General features: G+C 44.6%; 20 protein-coding genes, 1 pseudogene and 1 riboswitch. Of the genes and pseudogenes, 9 read left to right on the top strand and 12 right to left on the bottom strand.

Going from position 1 to position 22,371, the window contains the following annotated elements:
- Positions 1 to 11 precede the first annotated feature (11 nt).
- From cobJ to A0128_RS21145, 11 genes are read right to left on the bottom strand one after another with little or no spacing between them, the layout of a single operon-like run.
- Positions 12 to 1,496 carry a precorrin-3B C(17)-methyltransferase gene (gene cobJ / locus A0128_RS21195; protein WP_069609749.1) on the bottom strand — a complete coding sequence of 495 codons (1,485 nt, stop codon included), beginning with the start codon at positions 1,494 to 1,496 and terminating at the stop codon, positions 12 to 14.
- Entirely contained in the window at positions 1,493 to 2,650 is a 1,158-nt protein-coding gene (locus A0128_RS21190; RefSeq protein ID WP_069609748.1) for a cobalt-precorrin 5A hydrolase, read from the bottom strand. The genes cobJ and A0128_RS21190 overlap by 4 nt, the downstream gene beginning before the upstream one ends.
- Positions 2,637 to 3,401 (bottom strand): precorrin-2 C(20)-methyltransferase, encoded by a 765-nt coding sequence (gene cobI / locus A0128_RS21185; RefSeq protein WP_069609747.1) that lies wholly within the window; start codon positions 3,399 to 3,401, stop codon positions 2,637 to 2,639. Before cobI ends, A0128_RS21190 begins: the two co-directional genes overlap by 14 nt.
- A complete protein-coding gene (locus A0128_RS21180; RefSeq protein WP_069609746.1) occupies positions 3,398 to 4,639 on the bottom strand; it encodes a bifunctional cobalt-precorrin-7 (C(5))-methyltransferase/cobalt-precorrin-6B (C(15))-methyltransferase in 1,242 nt (413 codons plus the stop codon). Before A0128_RS21180 ends, cobI begins: the two co-directional genes overlap by 4 nt.
- Complete coding sequence (locus A0128_RS21175) at positions 4,636 to 5,307, bottom strand: precorrin-8X methylmutase (RefSeq protein WP_069609745.1); 672 nt, start codon at positions 5,305 to 5,307, stop codon at positions 4,636 to 4,638. The genes A0128_RS21180 and A0128_RS21175 overlap by 4 nt, the downstream gene beginning before the upstream one ends.
- On the bottom strand, positions 5,300 to 6,421 hold the full coding sequence (locus tag A0128_RS21170) for a cobalt-precorrin-5B (C(1))-methyltransferase (RefSeq protein ID WP_069609744.1): 1,122 nt from the start codon (positions 6,419 to 6,421) through the stop codon (positions 5,300 to 5,302). The genes A0128_RS21175 and A0128_RS21170 overlap by 8 nt, the downstream gene beginning before the upstream one ends.
- A gap of 16 nt (positions 6,422 to 6,437) precedes the next feature.
- Positions 6,438 to 7,187, bottom strand: a complete 750-nt coding sequence (locus tag A0128_RS21165) for an FAD-dependent oxidoreductase (RefSeq protein WP_069609743.1) — start codon at positions 7,185 to 7,187, stop codon at positions 6,438 to 6,440.
- A gap of 9 nt (positions 7,188 to 7,196) precedes the next feature.
- On the bottom strand, positions 7,197 to 7,571 hold the full coding sequence (locus A0128_RS21160; protein ID WP_069609742.1) for a DUF3209 family protein: 375 nt from the start codon (positions 7,569 to 7,571) through the stop codon (positions 7,197 to 7,199).
- A 14-nt stretch (positions 7,572 to 7,585) separates the two neighbouring features.
- On the bottom strand, positions 7,586 to 8,773 hold the full coding sequence (locus A0128_RS21155; protein ID WP_069609741.1) for a CbiX/SirB N-terminal domain-containing protein: 1,188 nt from the start codon (positions 8,771 to 8,773) through the stop codon (positions 7,586 to 7,588).
- On the bottom strand, positions 8,774 to 9,562 hold the full coding sequence (locus tag A0128_RS21150; RefSeq protein ID WP_069609740.1) for a CbtA family protein: 789 nt from the start codon (positions 9,560 to 9,562) through the stop codon (positions 8,774 to 8,776).
- Between the two features lies 1 nt (position 9,563).
- Positions 9,564 to 9,746, bottom strand: coding sequence for a CbtB domain-containing protein (locus A0128_RS21145; RefSeq protein ID WP_069609739.1), 183 nt, complete (start codon positions 9,744 to 9,746; stop codon positions 9,564 to 9,566).
- Between the two features lie 138 nt (positions 9,747 to 9,884).
- Positions 9,885 to 10,065: riboswitch (cobalamin riboswitch) on the bottom strand.
- Positions 10,066 to 10,360: 295 nt separating this feature from the next.
- On the opposite strand from A0128_RS21145, the gene A0128_RS21140 reads away from it, so the two are divergent.
- The gene (locus tag A0128_RS21140) at positions 10,361 to 12,490 is read left to right on the top strand and encodes a hypothetical protein (RefSeq protein WP_069609738.1); all 2,130 of its coding nucleotides are present in this window, start codon (positions 10,361 to 10,363) and stop codon (positions 12,488 to 12,490) included.
- 5 nt (positions 12,491 to 12,495) lie between these two features.
- Here A0128_RS21140 and A0128_RS21135 read toward each other — a convergent pair whose 3' ends face one another.
- Positions 12,496 to 12,966 carry an STAS domain-containing protein gene (locus A0128_RS21135; protein ID WP_069609737.1) on the bottom strand — a complete coding sequence of 157 codons (471 nt, stop codon included), beginning with the start codon at positions 12,964 to 12,966 and terminating at the stop codon, positions 12,496 to 12,498.
- A 32-nt stretch (positions 12,967 to 12,998) separates the two neighbouring features.
- Here A0128_RS21135 and A0128_RS22505 point away from each other — a divergent pair, with 32 nt between their 5' ends.
- From A0128_RS22505 to A0128_RS21100, 8 genes and pseudogenes are all read left to right on the top strand, one after another.
- A complete protein-coding gene (locus A0128_RS22505; protein WP_083244263.1) occupies positions 12,999 to 13,190 on the top strand; it encodes a hypothetical protein in 192 nt (63 codons plus the stop codon).
- Positions 13,115 to 15,013, top strand: coding sequence for a polysaccharide biosynthesis protein (locus A0128_RS21130; RefSeq protein ID WP_083244251.1), 1,899 nt, complete (start codon positions 13,115 to 13,117; stop codon positions 15,011 to 15,013). Before A0128_RS22505 ends, A0128_RS21130 begins: the two co-directional genes overlap by 76 nt.
- Entirely contained in the window at positions 15,006 to 15,482 is a 477-nt protein-coding gene (locus A0128_RS21125; RefSeq protein ID WP_069609735.1) for a ClpXP protease specificity-enhancing factor SspB, read from the top strand. Before A0128_RS21130 ends, A0128_RS21125 begins: the two co-directional genes overlap by 8 nt.
- Positions 15,479 to 17,089, top strand: coding sequence for a permease (locus A0128_RS21120; protein ID WP_069609734.1), 1,611 nt, complete (start codon positions 15,479 to 15,481; stop codon positions 17,087 to 17,089). The genes A0128_RS21125 and A0128_RS21120 overlap by 4 nt, the downstream gene beginning before the upstream one ends.
- A gap of 401 nt (positions 17,090 to 17,490) precedes the next feature.
- Positions 17,491 to 18,381 (top strand): protease HtpX, encoded by an 891-nt coding sequence (htpX, locus tag A0128_RS21115; RefSeq protein WP_069609733.1) that lies wholly within the window; start codon positions 17,491 to 17,493, stop codon positions 18,379 to 18,381.
- A gap of 139 nt (positions 18,382 to 18,520) precedes the next feature.
- The gene (locus tag A0128_RS21110) at positions 18,521 to 19,054 is read left to right on the top strand and encodes an adenine phosphoribosyltransferase (protein ID WP_069609732.1); all 534 of its coding nucleotides are present in this window, start codon (positions 18,521 to 18,523) and stop codon (positions 19,052 to 19,054) included.
- Positions 19,055 to 19,161: 107 nt separating this feature from the next.
- On the top strand, positions 19,162 to 20,610 hold the full coding sequence (locus A0128_RS21105) for a S1C family serine protease (RefSeq protein ID WP_427854360.1): 1,449 nt from the start codon (positions 19,162 to 19,164) through the stop codon (positions 20,608 to 20,610).
- Between the two features lie 175 nt (positions 20,611 to 20,785).
- A pseudogene (locus A0128_RS21100) lies at positions 20,786 to 22,186 on the top strand (PDZ domain-containing protein); the annotation flags it as partial.
- Positions 22,187 to 22,371: the final 185 nt, after the last annotated feature.

The raw sequence follows: 22,371 nt of genomic DNA, 5'->3' as shown, positions 1-22,371 counted from the left end.
TATACTTCTTTCTAACATTTAAGAATTACCCCTCGGACCACAGACCAGACATCGAGGGGCATCGCTCCCAGCCAAGACAGATCCACGTATTCTTTTTCATCCAAGGAAACACGTTTGCTTTCATCTTTTGCATAGGATAAGAGTCTTTCACTCACGGAAGAATTTCGGTAGATAACGAATTTCTCATATATTTCTCGAGGAGGGATCTCTTCGGAAACCTCGAGCAAGAATTCATAAGAAATGGATTTTATTTTTTGAGGATCCAATACTTTTAGTTCGCAGTATCTTCCTCCGTAATCTCCCGGATCGGAAAAACCGAAGTCTTCAAATCGAGTGGGGGTTTTTAGTTTTCCTACGATATAGTTCCTGGATCCGATCCTATAAAGAATCCCTCCCCCCAGTCTCCCGATGTAGGCTAACGTATTCTTTGTCGCATTAAACTTAGCGGGAGAATGTGAAGAAGGACTCTTTTTTACTTGAGATAATAGGTCCAAGGCCGCGATCGCTCTGGATGCGGAAGAATCGGCGTGCATAGGAACTACAGAAGGCGCGAGAAATTCTTTATTCTCTTCTTCAGCTTCCATAACGCCAGTTGATGTTTTGAGAAAGGCGCCTTTGATCTTTGTGATATTCAATTGAATCGAAGCATCTTCCGGGGTTTCAGATCTGCTTTGCAAATCCCCTTCCGAACGAAGCGAAAACGCGCGTCTTTGACCTTCTTTGACGCTTCCGTCTTCCAGAGAATATTTATTTGTATATCCTCGAGGCGTGACCATAAATCCTTCGTAGACGAACGTATTTGTCGATCCTACGATCACGGTAGTGTTCATTCCAATTTCATAATCTAAGAAATTATCTAGATCCGAGAGTTGAACCGATTGTTGTCTTCGATAGGCGCTTTTTACGAGTGCGACCGGAGTGGTTCCGGGACGATGTCGCTTAATAATTTTAGACGCTTCTACGATTTGTCTTTGCCTTCTTCCGGATGCCGGATTATAAAGCGTGATTACGAAGTCTCCTTTGGCGGCGCATTCGAGACGAGTTTCGATCACGGACCAAGGAGTGAGAAGATCCGATAAAGAAATTCTCGCCATATCGTGAACGAGAGGAGCTCCTACCAAGGAAGCACAGGAACTGTCCGCAGTCACGCCGGGGATCATTCGTATTTCGGGAGAATCATCCTTCTTCCATCCGATTTTGCGTAACACTTCGAAGACGAGACCGGCCATTCCATAAACTCCCGCGTCTCCCGAGGAGATCAGAGTAACGATGTTTCCTTCTTTTGCGGAATCGACCGCCGCTTGAGCTCGACCAACTTCTTCGGTCATTCCGGTTCGAGTGACTTGTTTTCCAACTAAGTGATGTTTGACGAGTCCTATATAAGTCGCGTAACCGATCACAAGATCCGCTTCTTGGATCGCTTTCAAAACTGCGGGTGTAATGTGTGAGTCGTTGCCCGGTCCGATCCCGACGATATTGAGTCTTCCCTTTTTCATTTCGATATTGTTTCCAAGTTTGTGATCGATGTTTCTCTACTCGGAAACGAAATCCTGGAGATCGCGACGGTAAGATTTTTACCGTCTACTTCTTCTTTGTATTTTTGTTTTGGAAGAAGAAGGGATTTTGCTCCCGAAGCGAGAAGGCTCGCGGCCTCGCTCACGGATTTTGTTCCCACGAACCGCTTCACTACATCGGAAGGAGTTTCTATGTTTGAAACACGATCCAATTCTTCCGAAGAAAAGGAGATCAAATCCCAACCGTATTTTTCGCAGAGTTGTAAGAATGCGGATTCGTCCTTTTTTAATTCCGCGGTAGCAATCGCACGAACACTCCGAAAAGAAAGTTCGGCAGTTTCTAAAGCGAGAAAAATTCCTCTTTCTACAGTTTCAAAGGGAATCCCTCGATCACAGCCGAGACCCAATATCAGAGTTTTAGGATGATATAATATAGAATTTTCGTAATGTTGCGGATGTGTTTTTGCCAGATTGTTTCGATCCGTCGCGATCAAAAGAATTTCATATTCATCCGAGGGAACGTCGTTCAAGGACGTCGTGTATTCCACTCCTTTGGGAAGATTTTTTTCAATCGGCCACCAATTCGGTTCTCCGGATTCCTGCACAAACAAAACCCTCGTCTCGTTGACTACGGCGGCGCAACCTTTCGTCACGTTTCGATCCGGATTCTCCAAAACCCATCCGAGTTCTCTTCCTAAAATATCTACGGTGAGAGTTCCCGAAACGTCGGAAGCGGTCGTAATCACCGGGACGTTTTGTAACGTCTGAGAAAGTCGTTCCGTAAAAAAATTTCCTCGACCTACGTGACCTGACAAAACGCAGATTGAAAAGTTGGCTCGATCATCTACGCAGAGAACGGCGGGATCCACTTTTTTATTTTCGAGTAAAGGGGCGATCATCCGAACGACGGCGCCTACGCTGATGATAAAGATATGACAGTCGTATTCTTGGAAGGTTTCGACTAACGTTTTATCCATGGGAAGAGAAAGAAGTTTTGCACCCTTCGGGGCCTGATCGATGAATTTGGGAGATACAAAGAGGTCCACTCCTTCCCAAGACGAATGGATTCTTTTTGCGATTTCCAATCCGTGTTTTGTAATTACAAAAACGGAATATGGTTTTCTATTCCGTTTCACAGTTTTGCCCTCGAAGTACACCCTTTCGTTTTCGAATCGAGAGAATTACCATGGAGAAGTAATCGCAATTCTCGTTTTGAATCGATTCAAGATCTTTTACGATTCTCTGTCGATCCGTCGTCCCATAGGAAACGTAAGTCGCGTTGGAAAGAAGATCTAATTCTTTTAAGATCGTTACTAGTTGGGGAACCACCTGCCCCACCTTTGTGAGAACGATCGTATCAAAGTCCTTTGTAAGTTGAGGAAGGTCTTCGATTCCGTAGGTTCCTGGAACTACGCAGAATCTTTCTCTTCCGTCCACGAGGGGAGTTTGAATCGCAGCGGGAATCGCGGTGATCGAAGAAACCGCAGGTACGATCTCGATTTCAATTCCGGGCCAACGATCTTCCGCTTCTTCTAAGAGATAACTCCAAGAACTATAAACGGAAGGATCGCCTTGTGTGATAAAAGCTACGTTATGCCCTTCTTCTAACCTTTTCCCGATTTCTAAAAATGCCTTGTCCCAAGCGGGAATGAGAATTTCCGGATCCTTTGTCATCGGGAAGTGAAGAAATAATTTTTCCTGCGCTTCGTTCTCTCTTACGATCGGAGAACAAACTCTCCAAGCAAAGGGTTCCAAGAGCTCGCTGCTTTTCGGTATCGCCAATACCTCGACGGTGTTGAGAACGTGCACCGCTCTGAGAGTAATCAGATCCGTCGCACCGGGGCCCACTCCGACTCCGTAGAGTTTTCCATATTTTTTTTGGTTCATGCGGAAAAACCCTCCGGCTTGACGACTTTAAAGATATGAATCGGATTCAGAGCTTCGTATCTAAGATAATCTGCGAGCGGTTGCCCTCTTGAAATGTTGAGTAACGTAACTTCAGGCATCATACCAAGTTTTTTAAAACTTTGATACGCTTCCGCTACGTTGTCGAGAGTCACCGCGTTGATCACGAGGCTTCCTCCGTTTGTAAGACGATTCAAAGAAACACGAATGATTTCGTAGAGATTTCCTTTGGACCCTCCCACAAAAACCGAATCCGGATTTGGTAGATTCTCCAGAATGTCAGGCGCCAATCCAGCGATGACTTCCACGTTATCCGTTCTTTGCGAGAGAATGTTTTGTCTGCAGATTTCGATTCCTTCGGGGTCCACTTCGATCGCGTAGGATTTTCCGTTCTTAGCGATTTGAGCCGCTTCGATCGCTATGGAACCCGATCCGGCACCGATATCCCATACAACGGAATCGTTGCGAAGGTCGAGGAAAACGATGGAAAGAATTCGAACTTCTTTTTTTGTGATCAATCCCTTTTTGGGGATTCTTTTTGCATAACTTTCCTCCGAGACGTTAGGCACAATTGAAGGAGGTTTCCAATCAATTTGTTTTCGGATAAGAATCAAGACGTTCAATGGACTGATCGATTCTTCTTCGCTTAACAAATCGATATCGTATCTACGAATCCTTTCCTCTTTTCCTCCCAGGTTTTCGCACACGTATGCGGTCCAATCGGATTCTCCAAAGGATTTGAGATAAGAAGCGATGGCTTGAGGATGATTGACTTCGTCCGTGAGAAGCGCGACTTTACGTAAAGATTGAAGCTTTGTAATCAATCCCTCGATGGGTCTTCCGTGTAAGGAAAGAATTTCCGCGTCGTCCCATTTGATTCCGATTCTTGCAAACGCTTGTTGTATGGAGCTCGGAGCCGGAATAAAATCCACGTGTTCCATACCGACCTTGTTTCCTATGAGATTTCCGATACCGAAAAAAAGAGGATCGCCGGAAGCAAGAACGCATACCGTGTGTTCTGCTGCGAGTTCAGCGATTCTTTCGGTCGCCTTCAAGATATTTCCTTTGAATACGATTTTTTCACCGGAGAACTGAGGAAAAAAATCGAGATGTCTTTCCCCTCCCGCCAAAACTTGAGCCTTTGCGACGGCGTTGACTGCGATGCTGGATAAACCGGGACAACCTTCGTCGCCCATTCCTATAACGGTAACAGCTTTCATGACGTCGTCCTTTTGGATGAGAGAAGTAGAAGCGCGTGAATGATCGCGACCGCGATCGTACTTCCCCCCTTTCTTCCTCGCGTAAGAATATAAGGAGCCGAATGTTTATGAGAAGAATCTAATGTTAGAATCACTTCCTTTGATTCGACAGCCGATACGAAACCCACTGGAACTCCTATGATCAACGCGGGGCGAATTCCTTCTTCCTGAATCAGTCTCGCGATTTCGAGTAACGCGGTGGGCGCATTTCCGACTGCGATCACCGCGCCGTTTAAGAGATCGAATCTTTTGGCTTTTTGAAAGGATTCGATTGCTCGCGTTGAATTTTTTTCTTTGGCAATGTCGATTACATCGGGATCGGAAATAAAGCTGTATGCTTTGCAACCGTATGCGCCGAGTCTTTCTTGATTGAGACCCGCGAGAATCATCTGCACGTCGCAAACGATCGGGCATCCGTTTGTCAAAGCCGCGATTCCGGAATCGATAGCGTTCGGATGAATTTTTGTTAGATCCTTATATTCAAAGTCCGCGGTTGCGTGGATAATTCTTCGCACCACTTCCCATTCTTCTTTGGAAAAGGAATGGGAACCCGCCTCTTCGTCGATTACGGCGAAGGATTGGTCTTCGATCGCTCTTCCAAACGACGTCATTTGTCTCATGTCATTCATTGTCAGTGATTTCCTTTTCAAGTGCGATATTCTGCGAAAAGTTTTCGCATTTTCCTAAGAGGGCTCCGTCAAAATCCACCATATAACAGGAAATTCTCATATTCGTTCCAGCGTGTTTGGAGCAATTTTTCGCGACGATTTCGCAGATTCGGGTGGTGATATCTACGTACCCGTGAACTTTACAAACTTCTAATACATGACGAGCGGTGTTTGCGTTTTGGATTTCAAACGCGACGTCTTCAGGAACTCCGATGCTTCTTGCGATGTCGGATAACAATTTTGTGTTTACCGAGGAGCCGCCTCGATGTGTCATCATAACGCCGTCGGCCATCTTGGATAACTTACCGATCATACCGACGATGATTACGTGACTCATCGTTTCCTTTACGCTCGTTTTGATTCCGGTTCCGATAAAGTCTCCGACTTGGATAAAAGAAAGTTCGTTTAAGTTGGGAAGAAGATCCATGGCGAACTTTTCGGATTTCCCGCCAGTGGTTAAAACAACGGTGTCGCTTCCGTATTCTTTCGCCATCTGGATGGCTTGGATAACGCTCGCTTTAAACGCCGCAGTCGAATACGGTTTTACGATTCCGGTCGTTCCTAGGATGGAGATTCCTCCGATAAGTCCTAGGCGTTCGTTCATCGTTTTTTTGGCCATCTCTTGACCTCCGGGGACGCTGATCTCCACCTCAGCGCCGTTAAACGGACTACCTTCCAATTCTTCGAGTATCATTTCACTGATATTCTTCCTAGGTACGGGATTGATCGCGGGCCCTCCGACTTCAAGTCCGAGCCCCGCTTTGGTGACGGTTGCGACTCCGTCGCCTCCCTTAAGAATGATGGAACTTTCTTTTGTTAAGCGAACTCGCGCGGTGAGTTCGGCTCCGTGTGTACAGTCCGGATCGTCTCCCGCGTCTTTGATTACGCTGCAGATCGCGGTTTCTCCGTCCAGCTCGCAACGTTTGACCGAAAAAAGAACCTGTCTTTTGTTTGGAAGAGTCGTTTCGATTTCCAAAACCGGGAGTCCTTTGAGGAGTAAACGCGCCGCCGCCTTTGCCGCTGCGGCCGAACAAGCCCCCGTAGTAAATCCTTCTCTCAGTTCTTTTGCGGTCATAAGAATTCGAAACTTCCTAGGAAACTACCGGTTTCGTTTCTTTAACTGAGTGAAAGAATGCTTCCACTCCGATTCTATCTTCGAGAACCCCTCTGTTTAAAAGGAACTCTTTTGTGATTTGTAATAATCTGCCGTCTCCTGCTAAAAATGCATTTTCTGGAATATAATAAAAATCTAAAGTATTGATAAGAATTTGTTCAAACTTTTCCATCCGCTCGAAGTCGTTGATAGCAGGAATGATTCTGGTTTGAAAAACTCCGCACTCATTGGGTATACTTTCTAAAATTTTTGAAATCGGAATGAATTTGTCGGCTTCGGAAAAAAGCCAGAGAACCCTCGTGTCCGAAAGTCTTTTTTTCCATCCGGAAGAATGAAGAATACTTTGAATCGCGGTGATCCCGGTATCCGTCGCGACCAAAAGGGTTTTTCCGGGATGCGGCCATTCCGGATTTCCTAAAAACTTTCCCCAAGGGCCTGAGAACTCGAGTTCGTCTCCGACGTTAAGACGAGAGAGATGTTTGGAAACCATTCCTTCGTATAATACTTGAAAGGTGATATCGAATTCTTCCTGGTTTACGTCCGAAGAAATGACGGAATACGCTCGTTTGAATTCTTTTCCTTCCGCCGATTTTAAGCCGGAGTTTAGAATGATATACTGACCCCCGATAAAATTAAGAGGTCCATTCAAAGAATTGAATGTGATCGTACATACGTTCGAAGTATGAAGAATGTTTTTGATCTTTATTTTTTTCGGAGGATTGGCCATGTCGTTCTCTCAAGCCGGATAAATTTCGTGAACGAAGTCGTGTATTTCTTCGAGATCTCGATAGAGGTTTTGAAAGGATTGAATGGAGTTTTTCAGTTCTAATTCTACTTTTTTTGTAAGGATCAAAAGAGAACGATAGTATGCCATCTTTGGATCGTCCTTTTTTGTTTTTGAAATCATCTGTTCGAGATCCGTAAGAGACGCCTCGTAAAACTGAATCAAGGATTCGAAATCTTTTGCTTCCGCAAGCGATCGGATCGGGCCCGGAGCTTTGAGCGCTTCTTCTCCGATTTCGGCGCGTTCGTGCTGAACCGTCGCCTCGTCCTTGATTCCGATTACGTTCATCATTCCCAATCTTAAAGCCGCTACTTCGTGACAAGCCATTGAATTCTCCTAATTTACTGCATGATATTGTCTACGAGCCTGGAAACCAGTCGGTCGTTAAACAGATGTTCGGTGACCAATTCCTCGGCGTCGTAATCGTTTACTTTTTGATACCAGATTCCATCGGGATAAACGACGACCGCTGGGCCTTCTCCACATCTTCCCAGACAGGAACTTTTAGTTACTCGAAAGTCGTTTTGTCTTCCGTGTTTTTTAATTGTTAAGCGCATTCGATTGATAAGCGAAATGCTTCCTTTGCTCGCGCAGTCCACGTTCTCGCAGACAAGGATATGTTTTTTAAGATTACGATGAGGAAATTCGTGAGGAGCCGCTTGTGTATGTGTTTCGAGATGTCTCAAACTCCAGAGGAGAGAGTTGAGCCCCCCGACTTTATTTTTGAGTCCCGGTATTTGAACTCGGTATTCGCAATTATCACAAGGAAGAATTCCTTTTCCGTTAATGGCCTGCGAAATTCTTTCGTCGAGAATCGTAAATAAGATTGGATCCGGTCCGAAATGCGGAAGCGCTTGTATTCCTATCCAAGGATATTTTTGGGAATGTTCTTCTACCAGATTGGAAATCTTTTGAATGAGCTTTCCGCCGAACAGAAAATACGGAACTACCAGGATTTTATCCGGACGAAGTTTCACCGCCATTTCCAAGGCTTCATTTAACAAAGGTTTGGTGATTCCGATAAAACAAGGTTTTACGAAAAGAAAGGAGTTTGCTTCTTCAAAAATGCGAACGGCCTTGTAAAAGTCGCTGTTTGCGTCCGCGTCGCTCGCGCCCCGACTCACGACGATAACCCCGGTCTTTCGATTAGATTCTTCCGAAATTTCTTTGTTCTGATTCGCTCGAATGGATAAGAGTTTTATGATATTGGAATGGATTCCCAGCGGCATCGCGGGGAGAAACCTGTGTTCCGGAAATTCTTCCTTGAGATCGGAAAGGATCAAAGGAATATCATTTTTTACGTGACCCGATGCGAATAAGAATAAAGGAAGAATGACGATCTTTTTGTGAGTAAACGCAAATTCTCGAAGAGTCGTTTTGAAATCGGGAGTTGTGAGTTCGATGTATGCGGTTCGGATCGTAGTAGCCGGATGTAAGTTTCGATAACCTTCGACAAATTCTTCAAATTCCAAGTTGGAAGCATTCTCTCTGCTTCCGTGTCCTACGATGAGAATTCCGAAGGAGTTCATCTATATCGTTTCCGGTTCGGTCTTTTGATTTAGGATGAAATGGGAAACCAAAAAACCGATGCCCAACCAAAGCAGAATGTTCGTTGCCAGGCTCGTAAGGATGAATTGCAAACGAAGCGACTCGGGTGCGAGGCTCTTCGTAGAGTGTTCCGGAATTCCTGGTATTACAAAAAGATAAAAAAGAAAAAGGATGAGCAGAAGCAAAGAAAGGACATTTGCTGCGATCGGACTTTTATTAAGTAATTTAAAAAAAGTGAATATTCCAATCAGAGTTGTCGTGGATCCGAGCACTGCCCCAAACCACCAGTTTTGCCTTAACCCGAAATCTTCTTCCGATCCTACAATCCCCGGCAACTGAGGCGGAAGCCCTAAGGACGGAATTCCAAAAAAAATCAAAAACCCCAGAATAGAAATGGTAAACGAGGATTTCCAGCGCGTTCTCAAAAACTCCGGAGAAAGTAATTGAGAAAATTCTAATAAACTAAAACCGATCGTCGCTAAGGATCCGAAAGCAAGTCCCAGAAGAATCGCGCCTACCCAGGTCCAGACAAAACGTTTCGGAGAAAACGTATTCGATTCTTCTGATGGATTTGCGGAGCGAGGATGTTCTTTGGTTCCATGTTCGTGAGAATGGACATGGCCCGAATTCTCACTCGACTTTGTTTCAAAACTTTCGGCCTTTAGGATCAGAGGAGTTACTAAAACTTGGAGTAAAATCCCGTAACCCAACCCGGCGATCAAACCCGCCTTACATCCTAAGACCAATCGTTTGAGAAAAATTTCTTTCATTTTAATGACAAGGAAATCCGGTCGCGTGTCGTATATCGTGAAAGGATGCGTGTAAGGTCGGCATTGGTTCCAAACCAACGATATAGATCACAAAAAAAGAAATCAGAATCAGTGATAGAGTCAAAACCGGATCCAAAGAAAGGACGGTATGGCTCTTCCGCGTGGACGTAGAGACGGTATGCATAGGTTACTCCTCCTAAAGAGTGAACGTAGACAAAACGATTATGGAACACATGAGATTCCTACGGATAGGACCTAACACGTGTTCTATGGTAATTTTCTATTTAAGCTACGAGTTACCTTTACTCCGAGGCAAAACGTATCTTCAGGATCTTCATTGAACGTATTCTGACTTGAGATCATCCTACTCAGCATGCCTTCCCAGGTTACCCCAGTGACTTAATATGCCTTTCGTCCCTCTTACAGCGGCGGATACCGTGACGGATTCTAACCGTCTTCCCACAGATGTGTGACACCTGCGTTCCAATGAAAATGGACTGTAAGTCCACCAGGGATCCGATGGATTCTTTTGAAAAGAATATTTTTTATTCGAATTCTAAAAAGCGTAAGTCATTTTTTAGAGTTGAAACCAAACGATTTGTATTCTAAGATACAAGTTGGTTTGAAAAAACCGAAAGCTTACGATGAAGTCGCGGTTCGAAAAGATAAAAAATTGTTTAAGCGACATCGGGTAAGAATGGTTTGAAGATTTGGAATTCGTTTGTTCGGGATTCTAAGATGCCCGTCGTTATTAAGAATCCTGCTTGACCCTGACTATAAGAAGTTTATACATTCCGCATGTTTCTTCTCGCACAAGCCCGTCCCGTTTTAGTCTGGCCTGAATTCTCTTGGGTCCCGGTCATCAACGGAACTATCTTTGTTGCTTTGCTGATACTTGCAGGATATTGGCTCGAAAAAAGATTTCGTCGTTCGACCGAACTCCGCTCTCTCTATCGAGCGAAAATTCTCAAAAAACTTCCTCTTACCTATCTCAACGGAAGAGACGTTATACACATCCATACCTTTTTGGATCAGGCGAGTGTGGGGGTTCTCAGAAGAATTGTAGAGTCCCCTTCTTGGTTTCAGGAAGTTCTGCTTCCCGAGCTCGCGACATATCTTGCACATTTGGGAGAACTTCCGGCTTGGAGAGACGTTTTGATCTTCAAGAGGCTCCAACATCTCGTTCACGATCTGGGCCCTCATCCAAAAAAAATCATTCCGGTAGTATTCTTAACCGATGGTGAAGAAGCTTTTCCGGGATTGTTATTTTCCGGTCCGATCGGACCCGAGTCGGTTCAAAAATCTTTTCACGCAAAGGTCTTTGCAAAAAAACTATATCATTCGTTTCCAATCGGAGCGGGAGAAAAAATTCACGTTCTCTTTTCAAGTGAAGATCGAGAGTGGACACGATTTGACGCGACGATCTTAAATTTCAAAGGAAACGATATCGGAATCCAAATCCAGACGCTTCCGGAGAAAGACGCGGAGAAATCGAGAACCTGGGGCGGGGTTCACATGGCCGGTGCAATCGGTCAAGACGATCAACCTCTTCCCGACGAATTCAGAGATAGCCTTCATCAGATTCTAAGATACTCGGGAATAGGCGCATCGGCGACGGCTGACATTCAAAAAAGGGTGAACGCGTTTAAGGAACATCCGGGTCTGGTTCGAAAGGACCACAAGCCAGAAGACATTCAGATTTTCCTTCAACTCTACGCTTCTTGTTATGCGAAGTATCGTTCGGATATTTCTCCGATTCCAAAACCGGTGTTGTTGTTTCTTCATTTTTTCTTTTTGGATGAGAATCTGCTTTCTCCCTCAAGGATCGTTCAACTCTTTTCCACGTTGGAAAAATTGAGAAGTCGTTCGGAAGAACCCTATCCGTCTAACCACAGTATTGCGATCTATCTTTTGCCGGAATGGCTGGGTTTGATTCTTTCCGGAAAAAAAACTCCTTCTCGAAATCATCTCGCACAATCCTACGAACAAGTAAAAGCCTCTCTCGTTCGTAAAACGGGAAAGGACGACTCCGCAAATCAGAGCGGGGTCGAGGACCTCCTACATCTCCTCGATTGGGAATTGAGTAATCTTTTATACAACGGACTCATCGGAGTTTCTTCCAATCCGAATCTCGCTTATCCGATTCTTTCCGAAGATCAGATGTATGGAGAGACGGATGCGTTTCTTATGACCTCCGAAAAACTAAAAGCAGTAGTCGATCACGTTCATAAGATAGACAAACATCTCTTTCATAGACAGATCACTTTCGAACCCGAGCAGACTCCGGGAAAACCCGAGCTTGCTATGAAGGAAATTTTTCCGGATTGTATCATTCTTCCCGTCTTTGGAAACAGAGGCGTTCTCTGGCAGGAAGTTACTTCCGGAGTGAGTTCGAGAGGAAGACTTGTGTTTCCTCAGATTCTCAATGAGAACATGACTTTGGCGATCACAAGAACCTTGGGAGAATTTCGGTGGGAAATTGAAAGAACCGTTCGCGGAAGAAAGTGGAAGGATTCTTCTCCTCCGTCTTTGACATCCGAGTATTATCTTTATCTGGAGAATTATCGTAAGTCCCCGGCTCTGACTCCCGACGCAAAGAAGGGAATCGATCAACAATTGATGAAATACAAAAAGAATCTGAAGGATATCTTCGGCTCGGATTATTCTTATTGGATTTTATTTGAATCCACCGGAAAATTGAGACTCAACCGGGTTTGCAGAGACATTCTGAACCGTTATGTGCCCTTTGCCCCTGAAATCAGAACCGCTCTTCGAAAGGATCCGATTCTTAAGGAATCCATGGATTCTTTCGAAGCGAGAAAGCGGAGACTTGTTTCCGGAATCAAAAAAAGATACAACCCCTACTTTCAGGCGGGCAACGTTCCCGCGGAAGTTCAGGAAACGATTCGATTATTCGAAGAAATGTAAGAATATTATAATAATCTTTCAAAGGCTGAGGTTCTAAAATCCTTGTTTACGAAGAATTTAGAGCCACAGGCCGGACATCCGTAATTCCCCGAACTTTGCACTTTCAAAAGATGAAAACAAATCGGACAATTGACTAATATCGGGGATCCTTCCGAAAAACTTTTGTCCGCTGGGCCGTCGGACGCGGTTAAATGGGATTTGGCCGATTCCCTGTCTTGGAAAACAGGAATGGAAGTGTTACCTTCCGAAGAAAGATCGATTCCTTCCTGCACCGTACAGAGTGCGAACTTGGATTCCGGAAAACGTTCGGGAAGTCGGTTTAAAATCGACGCGCCTTCGAGCGTCGCGGAATTCAAACCGGAAGCGTCCAAGAGAATTCGTCGCGGAGCCTCGGAAAGTTCTTCCAATTTGGAGAATAGAGCTTCTCCCAGCTTAAAGTCCAAATCGCCTTGCAGGTTGATGATAATTTCTTTCAAAGTGTCCCGATCTAAAACCGATTTATTCTCCTATTGGAGTCGGGCAAGAAAAGAATTTCTGCAACACATTTTTCCAATCGGCCAAAATTCGGCGTCCGTTATTTCAAAAAGATTGGACTTTTAAGAACAAGAGGATTTTATTTCCTACATGCTCGGTCAATGGAATCGGAGGATGTGGATTTTCCCTTTGGATCTTTTTTTCATGGGAATTTCTTTCTTTTTAGCGCATTGGATCCGATTTGAATCCTTTGTTTTTTTGATCCCTCCGGAAAGATTTTTAACTTCTCTTATCATCGTGATTCTGGTTCGCGCCGGGGTTTTTATTCTTTCGGATATCTACAGATCGATCTGGGCTTACGCTTCGATTCACGATCTGGTGGAGATCATCAAGGTTACACTTCTCTCTTCCTTGATCTCGACGACCGCGCTTCTTTTTTACAATCGTTTCGAACAACTTTCGAGAATGGTTCCCGTTCTGGACACGTTACTCTTACTCAGTTTTTTGTGTATTCGGAGTTTTTCTTGGAGAGTGTTTCGAGATCAGTACATTCTTAAAAAATCCAAGGAAGAAGGAGTTCCTACTCTGATCCTGGGAGCCGGAAAAGTAGGAGCTACTCTCCTTTCCGAGATCAGAAGACACAACGAACTCAAACTCAATCCGGTCGGCTTTTTGGATGATAACGTCCAAAAGATCGGGGCTCATATTCAAGGGGTTCCGATTCTTGCGAAGATAGAACAAGCCGAACAGATGATCAGCCAATTCGGAGTCAAACAAGTCATCATTGCCATTTCCAATCCGGATGGGAAGTTGATCAGCCGTCTGATTCGTTCTTTTGAGAATTCGGACGTGAAATTCAAAATTCTTCCTTCTTTGGGTTCTTTGTTTTTTGATTCTCCTAAGTTGAATCAACTCCGGGAAGTTCAGGTGGAAGACCTTTTGGGTCGTCCGGTTGTCGATCTCGAAATCGAATCCATTCGTTCTTATCTAAGAGGCAAATCCATTCTTATCACCGGAGCCGGCGGATCGATCGGAAGCGAACTCTGCAGACAAGTCGCGGTGTTCGAACCTTCTCGAATTCTTCTTTTGGATTCCGCAGAAACTCCGTTATACGAAATCGAATACGAACTCAAGAAAAAATTGCAAAGTCAGAACATCGAACTCGTTCCGATCGTAGCTGATATCAAAAATCTTTCTCGTGTGAGTTCCATCTTTGAAAGACATTCTCCCCAAGTTGTTTTTCACTCGGCGGCTTACAAACACGTTCCGATGATGGAAGTCAATCCGACCGAAGCCGTGATGAACAATATCCTCGGTACAAAAAACATCGCGGATATTTCTCGCCTTTCCGGTGTGGAACGTTTTGTTTTGATCTCGACGGACAAGGCGGTCAATCCAGTGAACATCATGGGAGCTTCCAAACGCGCGGCCGAACTCTATCTTCAACACGTTTCTCGCGAGACAAGAACCAAGTTTATCACGGTTCGATTTGGAAACGTGCTCGGATCCAACGGTTCCGTGATTCCAAGATTCAGAGAACAGATCGCAAACGGCGGACCAGTGACCGTAACCCACCCCGATGTGATCCGTTATTTTATGACGATTCCGGAAGCGACCCAACTTGTACTCCAAGCCGGAAGTATGGGAGAATGCGGAGAGATCTTTATCTTAGAAATGGGCGAGCCCGTAAAAATTCTCAACCTCGCGGAAGAGATGATTCGTCTCTGCGGACTCAGACCTCACGTAGATATTCCGATTCAATTCACCGGACTCAGACCGGGAGAAAAATTATTTGAAGAGCTTCTCTTGGATCTCGAAGGGATTAAAAAAACACATCATCCTAAAATCAAGATCGCATCTCCTCTGGAGAATCAAGAACCTACTACCTTCTTAGCCAGATTCAACGAACTTCTCACCGCTGGAAGAACCAATAAGGACAAGGAAATTTTCCTCGCCTTTAAGGCTCTGGTTCCGGAATACAAAATTCATGGCGATTATCTCAGCGAATCGAACGTGGAAGGTCCGGACCGCAACTTTAAGAATGGATAAGGGAAATCTGAAAGAAGAAATTCTGAGTCTTAGAAAGTTCAAGCGACAACTCTTTGATCTTTACTGGGACGGGTTCGGCACTTTCTTTCTGCACGCGCTTCCTCATCCCAAACTCGTCATCGGCAAACGAGGATTAGTCGGAGACGAAAAAGAATCCGGGATCGTTCTCGTTTTTAGTCCCAAAGGCGGAGTACGTAATCTCGACGCCGGAGAAGAATGGATCTACGCCGAACTTCAATTCGGATACAACTGGGAAGAAGTGTTTATTCCCTGGGATTGTGTCCTCCGCTATTTTGATAAAACTCAGGCAACGCTTACAAATATGAAAGTCTTTACGACGGAAACTGAAGATCTCAAACAATCTTCCCTGACCGAGAAGACGGTTTTAACAGAGAAAAAAGAGGGTGATACGAAGGACGACAAGTCCAACGTAATTCAAGTGGACTTTGGGAGTAAATCGAAACAATGAGCCAGAATAAATTCAAATGGTTTGTACTTGGGGACTTGGACGGATTTTTCGGTCTGATGATCGACAATCTGATTCAGATTCTTGTTCTTTCTTTTTTGCTGACTACGCTTTGCGGCGTGCCGGGGGACTTTGTATATAAGGTCATTCTTCCGGGAACGGCAATTTCTCTTTTGCTCGGAAATCTTTTCTATTCTTGGCAGGCGCATCGTCTCGCCCAGAAAGAAAATAGAAACGACGTAACCGCTCTTCCATACGGGATCAATACCGTATCGCTCTTTGCATTCGTTTTCTTTATTATACTTCCCGTATATAAGAAAACCGGCGATTACAAGATCGCGTGGCAGGTCGGGCTCGTAGCAAGTCTTCTTTCCGGTCTTATCGAAATGTTCGGATCCTTTATTGCGGAAAGAATCCGAAAGGTGACTCCGAGGGCCGCACTTCTTTCTTCTCTTGCCGGAATTGCGATCACCTTTATTTCAATGGACTTTTTGGTTCGTACGTTTCAGAATCCACTGATAGCGTTTCTTCCTTTTGGAATCATTCTTCTGCAATACTTTGCAAGGGTCGTATTTCCGTTCCGTCTTCCGGGAGGACTCGTCTCCGTAATTTTAGGAACCGCGCTTGCTTGGTCGCAAGGTGCCTGGGGAAATCCGATCATGGACGGCGCACTTCTGAAGGCGTCCACGAATCAGATCGGATTCTACTTACCGGTTTTATCGATCGGCGATTTGTTTTCCGCGTTTCAACTCGCGGATATCCGAGAATATCTAGCGGTTATCATTCCGATGGGAATTTTTAACGTGATCGGATCTTTGCAAAACATAGAATCCGCGGAAGCCTCCGGAGATTCTTTTAATACGAGGGATTCTCTTCTGGCGAACGGAGTCGGAACCGTAATCGGTTCTTTCTTTGGTTCCCCGTTTCCTACTACGATCTATATCGGGCATCCCGGTTGGAAGGCGCTCGGTGCGAGAGCCGGTTACTCCACTCTCAACGGAATTTTTATGACGGTCGTCGCGCTCTTTGGACTTCTTGCATTTATCCAAGCTCTGATTCCCGTAGAAGCGGGAATGGCGATCGTTCTTTGGATCGGAATCGTGATCGGTTCGCAAGCCTTCGAAGCGACTCCGAGCAGACACGCGCCTGCGGTTGTGATCGGAATTCTTCCGGCGCTAGCAGGTTGGGGAGTACTTTTAGTTCAATCCACGTTCAACTACGCCGACAGATCGATCGCGGGAATATTAGAAAACGCTGGTATAAAAGAAACCGCACATCTCTGGATGTCGGATGTTCCTTTAGGGCTGCCCTTTCTTCCGTATCCACTCGGAGGACTTTTGAGTCTTTCTCAGGGGTTTCTAATTTCCTCGATGATCTGGGCTTCCATCGCCGTCTTTGTGATCGATCGTGATTTTAAGAAGGCATTGATCACGTGTCTGATCGCGTCGGTTCTGGCCGCGACCGGATTTATCCACGGATTCTCATTGAGAGGAAATGATATTCTCGCTCAGTTCGAACCGGGATTTAATTCTTTCGTTACCGCTTATATTCTTCTTGGATTTTTATTCTTACTCGCTTCGTTTTTTAGAAAGGAACCGAGAAAAGTTTAAGCAAAAATTCTCCGAGCTTTGTGTCTAACGATTGTTCGCTCGGAAGAATCGCAAGGGAAAGAAGAATTTTGCGATTTGCTAAAAACAAATTGCGAAGCTCGGAAAAAAGGTGTTTGTGATTTGCGGTTTTTTTCTTAAAAAACGAAACGCGGCTTTGTCAAAGCCTTCTTCCAGGGATCGAAAGTCGCGTTGGAAAGGTCTAAATAAAGAATCGTGGATTTGTATTTGATCAAGTCCGCGATTTTGTAACAAATGAGGGTCGAAAGATTTCGAATCTTAAAAAAGACAATTGGACTGAAATATCCAATCTTAAAAACGCGTCTTTCGAAACTCGAAAAAATAGAAGTAGATCTTAGTCTTACTGGTAGTATATAAAAAGATGATGAATAGGAGAAACCAAAATGTGGTTTAAACGAATTGGGTTGTTTTTGCTGACCAATATCTTGGTCGTAGTTACGATTTCGATCGTAACGAGCGTGCTTGGAATCGGGCCGTATCTCAACGCAAACGGACTTAATTACGGATCCTTGATGGTATTTGCCCTCCTTTGGGGTATGGGCGGATCTTTTATTTCCCTCCTTCTCTCCAAGTTTATGGCGAAGATGATGATGGGCGTAAAGATCATCGATCCAAAATCGGCGTCCGGAGTGGAGAGAGAATTGTATTCCAAGGTGGAAAGGCTCGCGAGAACCGCGAACATTCCTATGCCGGAAGTTGGGATTTATAATTCTCCCGAAGTCAACGCGTTTGCAACCGGACCTTCCAAGTCCAGTTCTCTCGTAGCCGTTTCCAGCGGACTTTTACACGTGATGGACAACGGAGAAGTCGAAGGAGTTCTCGCACACGAACTCGCGCACGTGGCGAACGGAGACATGGTCACCATGACTCTTATACAAGGCGTAATTAACGCTTTTGTAATATTCTTCTCAAGAATCGTAAGTTACGCGTTGAGCACTCTCGTAAAAGACGAAGACGCACAATATACCGTACGTTGGGTTGGAAATATCGTACTCAGTATTCTTTTTAGTATTCTCGGATCGATCGTGGTCGCGTATTTTTCCAGAACGAGAGAATACCGTGCGGACGCGGGCGGAGCAAAAATCGCAGGACGTCAGAATATGGTTGCGGCTCTTGAAAAGTTAAAACGTACTTTCGAAGCTCCGGAAGATCCAAGAGGCGGAGAAGCCCTTGCGACGATGAAGATTTCGGGACACAGTAAGTGGTTTGCTCTTTTTTCCACTCACCCTCCGTTAGAAGCGAGAATCGCAGCTCTTAAGAATTCCGGATATTGATCGGAATTTTTTTGAAGTCCAAAGTCCAGCCCGGTTTTGCCGGGCTTTTCTTTCTTGGAAATAAAAAAGAATTGTTTGAAATGTCTCCGGTTTTTTGAATAGAACCCGTAAATTAAAAATCCTGGGATGTAAAACCTAGATGTCTATTGTTAAATCCAAAATCAGAACCATACCTGACTATCCAAAACCGGGAATCTTGTTTCGCGATATTACTTCACTCCTTCTCGATCCGGAAGGACTTGCCTTAACGATCGGAACCTTTGTAAACAGATACCAAGGTAAGGGAATCACAAAAGTCGCCGGTATCGAAGCCAGAGGTTTTCTCACCGGAGCTCCCGTTGCTTTTCAACTTGGAGTTGGTTTTATTCCCATTCGTAAAAAAGGAAAACTTCCTTCGGAAACCGTTTCGGAAGAATACGATTTGGAATACGGAAAGGACGTTATCGAAATTCATAGAGACGCGGTTCAACCGGGAGATAGAATTCTCGTGATGGACGATTTGATCGCAACCGGTGGAACCATGATCGCGGCGGTAAAACTTCTGCGAAAACTGGGAGCCGAAGTCTACGAAGCCGGAGTGATCATCGATCTTCCGGATCTGGGCGGGGGCAAAAAACTCAAAGAAGAATTGCAAGTTCCCGTATTTGCGATCTGCGAGTTCGAAGGACATTAGAAAATTCTAAAAATTGAATATTCTCTTTGGAGGGCCCATTGACGGCTAATCTATCCGGTTTTTTAAGAATTGGGGTCAAGAGAAGTCGCCAACTTCTTCTTGTTTCGGTGATTTTGTTTTTCCAAACAAAAACCAATGCGGTGGAGGGTCCTCTTCCTTTTGACGAACTTCGAAAAGGAGTCGTTCAAATTCGAGTTTATTCCCAAGCTGTGAATCCGTTTTCACCTTGGACGACGGACCCAGTTCGTGCGAGTTCCGGAACCGGTTTTTTGATCGGGAATAAAAGAATCATCACAAACGCCCACGTCATTTCGAACGCGAAGTTCGTTCAGGTTCAGAGATACAATCAAACCGAATGGTATGGAGTCAAAATTCTCCATATCGCTCACGACTGTGACCTGGCCGTTCTCGAAGCCGAAAGCCCCGAATTCTACAAAGACTCGAGAGATCTTCAACTCGGAGAAATCCCCGAACTCAATTCTCCTTTGATCGTGGTCGGTTATCCGATCGGTGGAAACAAGGTTTCCGTAACGAGAGGAATCGTTTCAAGAAAGGATCAATCCGTTTATTCTCATTCCGCAGTGGATAGCCATTTGGTCCTGCAAGTGGACGCGGCGATCAATCCGGGAAACTCCGGAGGACCTGCAATCCAAGACGACAAAGTTGTTGGGATCGCGTTTCAAGTCGCGACCAAGGGTGAAAATATCGGTTATCTCATTCCCACCAACGTTATACGCCATTTCCTCACCGATATCGAAGACGGAAAATACGACGGTTATGTGGAACTCGGAGTTCGAACTCTCAATTCGTTTAACGTTTCTTTGCGAAAGGCAAAAGGAATTCCGGATTCTTTAGAAGGTGTTTTTGTTTCCAAGGTTTTGAAAAACGGATCCGCTGAAAAGTATCTGAAAGAAGGAGACTTTCTCGTGGAGATCGACGGAAATCCGATCGGTAAAAACGGAACCGTGATGCAGGACCGGGACGCGCGAGTGGACTTCGTCGAGATCGTGGATAACAAACACGCTGGAGACAAGATCACTTTTAAACTCTATAGAAACGGAAAAGAAATGTCTGTGTCCTTTCCGGCGATTCGAATGCCGGACTTCGACTTTATGCGGAACCAATACGATAAACCGTATGATTTCGCGATGATCGGAGGACTTCTCTTTCAAGAGATGTCACGAGATCTGATCACGAGTTGGAGCCGAGGCGGAAACACTTCCGGAGGAAGCCAACTCTTATACCGATTTTTTTATTTTATCGAAGACGGACTCAACAGAACCAAAAAGACGGACGTAGTTCTCTATCGAAAGTTATCGCACCCGGTCAATTCTTCTTCCGATTACTTTGTAAATTTGGTTTTGGAATCCGTAAACGGAGTTCCCGTGACTCAGTTGGATGATCTCAAAAAAATCTTAAACGATTCGAAAGACAAATACCTTCGTCTGAAATTTTTAGACGTTCAAGTGCCGTTGATTCTCAATCGAGAAGAAGCGGAGAAGGCCGACGAAAAGATCCGTAAGACCTACGGACTGGAATCAGAAAATGGAAAATAGAATGTTCAAATTCGCGGTCTCCTCTGTAATTCTTTTTCTTTCGTTCGGGATTTTAGCCGAAACTTCTTCCGGTAAGAATGGTGATTTTTTTTCCGTAAAAAAGAATCGTTCTACAACCAAGAACGTTTCCAAAAAAGAAACTTCGAATCCGATGATTCCTCCTCCTATTTCCAAAGGAACCTCGGAAGAATATCAGAAAAGTATAATACAAATCAAAGTAACCTTTCAGGAACCGGAATATCATCAGCCTTGGAAGAAAAAAAGCCCGAGAGTCAGAAGAGGCGTGGGTTTGGTGACGGAAGGAAATCGGATTCTGATTCCTTATACGTTGCTTCCGGACGCAACTCTGATCGAAGTCAAAAAGTATTCTTCTTATTCCGAAATCAAGGCCGTCGTATTTCGAAAAGATCCGGAATCCAATCTTGCGCTTTTGAGAGTGGAGAAGAAAAACTTCTTCGACGATCTATCCCCTCTTCCACTTTCTCCGATCGTGGTTTTCCCGAAACAAGCAAACATCTATCAATTGGACAATTCCGGCTCGATTCAATCCACAGCCGCAACTCTTTTGAGCATGGATATGGATCAGATGCCGCTCGGACAAATTGAACTTCCCGTTGTCGATATCAGTTCAAGCGAAGGCCTAAACGGTTTTGGTGAAATCGTGATCGAATCCGGAAGGGTTGTCGGGCTTCTTTATGATTTTACGACCGGCAAAAATTCAGGAAGAATCATTCCTTCTTTTATCATTCAAAAATTCTTAAATACTCCCGGAACCAATCTTTTCGCGCACAAAGGTTTTCGATTTCGTCCGATCACCGATACCACGGTTAAGAAATACTACGGAATGGAAGAATCCGATTCCGGGATTTTGGTCGCCGACGTAATTCCCGGTTCTTCGGCGAGCGGGGTTTTAAAACTCGAGGATATCATCCTGGAATTCGGCGGAAAAAAAGTGGATTCCAAGGGTTACATCGAACACCCGTTATACGGGAAACAAGTTCTTTCCTTTCTGGCGCACGCGGGTGATTCGTTCGGTTATTCTTTAGGAAAGGAAATCCCGATTCTTATCTTGAGAGATAAGAAAAAGATCTCTCTGAACATGAAGTTGAAACCTTTCCCGCACGAGGCAGTAAGAATCCCATTTAAGAATACTCCGATGACAAACGACTTTGCCGTGGAAGGCGGATTCGTTTTTCTTGAACTCTCCGAGGCCCTCTTGGAAGAATGGGGAAAGGATTGGAGATCGAGGGTGGACCGAAAACTTCTGTATCTCTTCGACTACTCCAAGTTTCACGAGAAGGAAGGAGACGTTGGAAAGATCGTACTTCTTTCTCAGGTTCTCCCCGACGAATCCAACAACGGTTTTCATGATCTGAGTTTTAAGATCGTGGAGAAATTGGACGGTAAAGACGTGAAGTCCGTGAGCGAGTTAAAACAAAATCTAAGAGAAGGAAAAGGAAGTTTTGCCCTGATTTCTCTGGACGACGGAACCGAGATCGCCCTGGAAAGAAGTAAACTCAAAGAAATCAACGATAGAATCTATAAAAGTTATAAGATTCGAATTTCGGAGAATTGAAGTTTCAATTACCGTAAAGTTTTGTTGTGTGAGATCCTACAAAATAAATTCTTCTTTGTAAAACTACGCTGCGGAGAATATAGATTTTTCCGTAATTATCTTTGATGCGGACTTAAGTCCGTTTTCAAGTCTTTTTCGCAAAGGTATTTCTTTGTGGAACAACTCTTTTTTCTAAGAAGGTTTTG

Source organism: Leptospira tipperaryensis (assembly GCF_001729245.1).
GTDB classification, from domain to species: Bacteria; Spirochaetota; Leptospiria; order Leptospirales; family Leptospiraceae; genus Leptospira; species Leptospira tipperaryensis.
The sequence above is the reverse complement of the archived record's forward strand: the minus strand, read 5'-3'. Positions and strand labels throughout refer to the sequence as shown.

Excerpts from the sequence above, each read along its gene's own strand:
- A0128_RS21155 (WP_069609741.1), bottom strand. The coding sequence starts at position 8,773 with ATGAACTCCTTCGGAATTCTCATCGTAGGACACGGAAGCAGAGAGAAT.
- A0128_RS21170 (WP_069609744.1), bottom strand. The coding sequence starts at position 6,421 with ATGACCGCAAAAGAACTGAGAGAAGGATTTACTACGGGGGCTTGTTCG.
- A0128_RS21120 (WP_069609734.1), top strand. The coding sequence starts at position 15,479 with ATGAGCCAGAATAAATTCAAATGGTTTGTACTTGGGGACTTGGACGGA.
- A0128_RS21160 (WP_069609742.1), bottom strand. The coding sequence starts at position 7,571 with ATGGCTTGTCACGAAGTAGCGGCTTTAAGATTGGGAATGATGAACGTA.
- A0128_RS21175 (WP_069609745.1), bottom strand. The coding sequence starts at position 5,307 with ATGAATGACATGAGACAAATGACGTCGTTTGGAAGAGCGATCGAAGAC.
- A0128_RS21180 (WP_069609746.1), bottom strand. The coding sequence starts at position 4,639 with ATGAAAGCTGTTACCGTTATAGGAATGGGCGACGAAGGTTGTCCCGGT.
- cobJ (WP_069609749.1), bottom strand. The coding sequence starts at position 1,496 with ATGAAAAAGGGAAGACTCAATATCGTCGGGATCGGACCGGGCAACGAC.
- cobI (WP_069609747.1), bottom strand. The coding sequence starts at position 3,401 with ATGAACCAAAAAAAATATGGAAAACTCTACGGAGTCGGAGTGGGCCCC.
- A0128_RS21165 (WP_069609743.1), bottom strand. The coding sequence starts at position 7,187 with ATGGCCAATCCTCCGAAAAAAATAAAGATCAAAAACATTCTTCATACT.
- htpX (WP_069609733.1), top strand. The coding sequence starts at position 17,491 with ATGTGGTTTAAACGAATTGGGTTGTTTTTGCTGACCAATATCTTGGTC.
- A0128_RS21140 (WP_069609738.1), top strand. The coding sequence starts at position 10,361 with ATGTTTCTTCTCGCACAAGCCCGTCCCGTTTTAGTCTGGCCTGAATTC.
- A0128_RS21110 (WP_069609732.1), top strand. The coding sequence starts at position 18,521 with ATGTCTATTGTTAAATCCAAAATCAGAACCATACCTGACTATCCAAAA.
- A0128_RS21130 (WP_083244251.1), top strand. The coding sequence starts at position 13,115 with ATGCTCGGTCAATGGAATCGGAGGATGTGGATTTTCCCTTTGGATCTT.
- A0128_RS21125 (WP_069609735.1), top strand. The coding sequence starts at position 15,006 with ATGGATAAGGGAAATCTGAAAGAAGAAATTCTGAGTCTTAGAAAGTTC.
- A0128_RS21145 (WP_069609739.1), bottom strand. The coding sequence starts at position 9,746 with ATGCATACCGTCTCTACGTCCACGCGGAAGAGCCATACCGTCCTTTCT.
- A0128_RS21150 (WP_069609740.1), bottom strand. The coding sequence starts at position 9,562 with ATGAAAGAAATTTTTCTCAAACGATTGGTCTTAGGATGTAAGGCGGGT.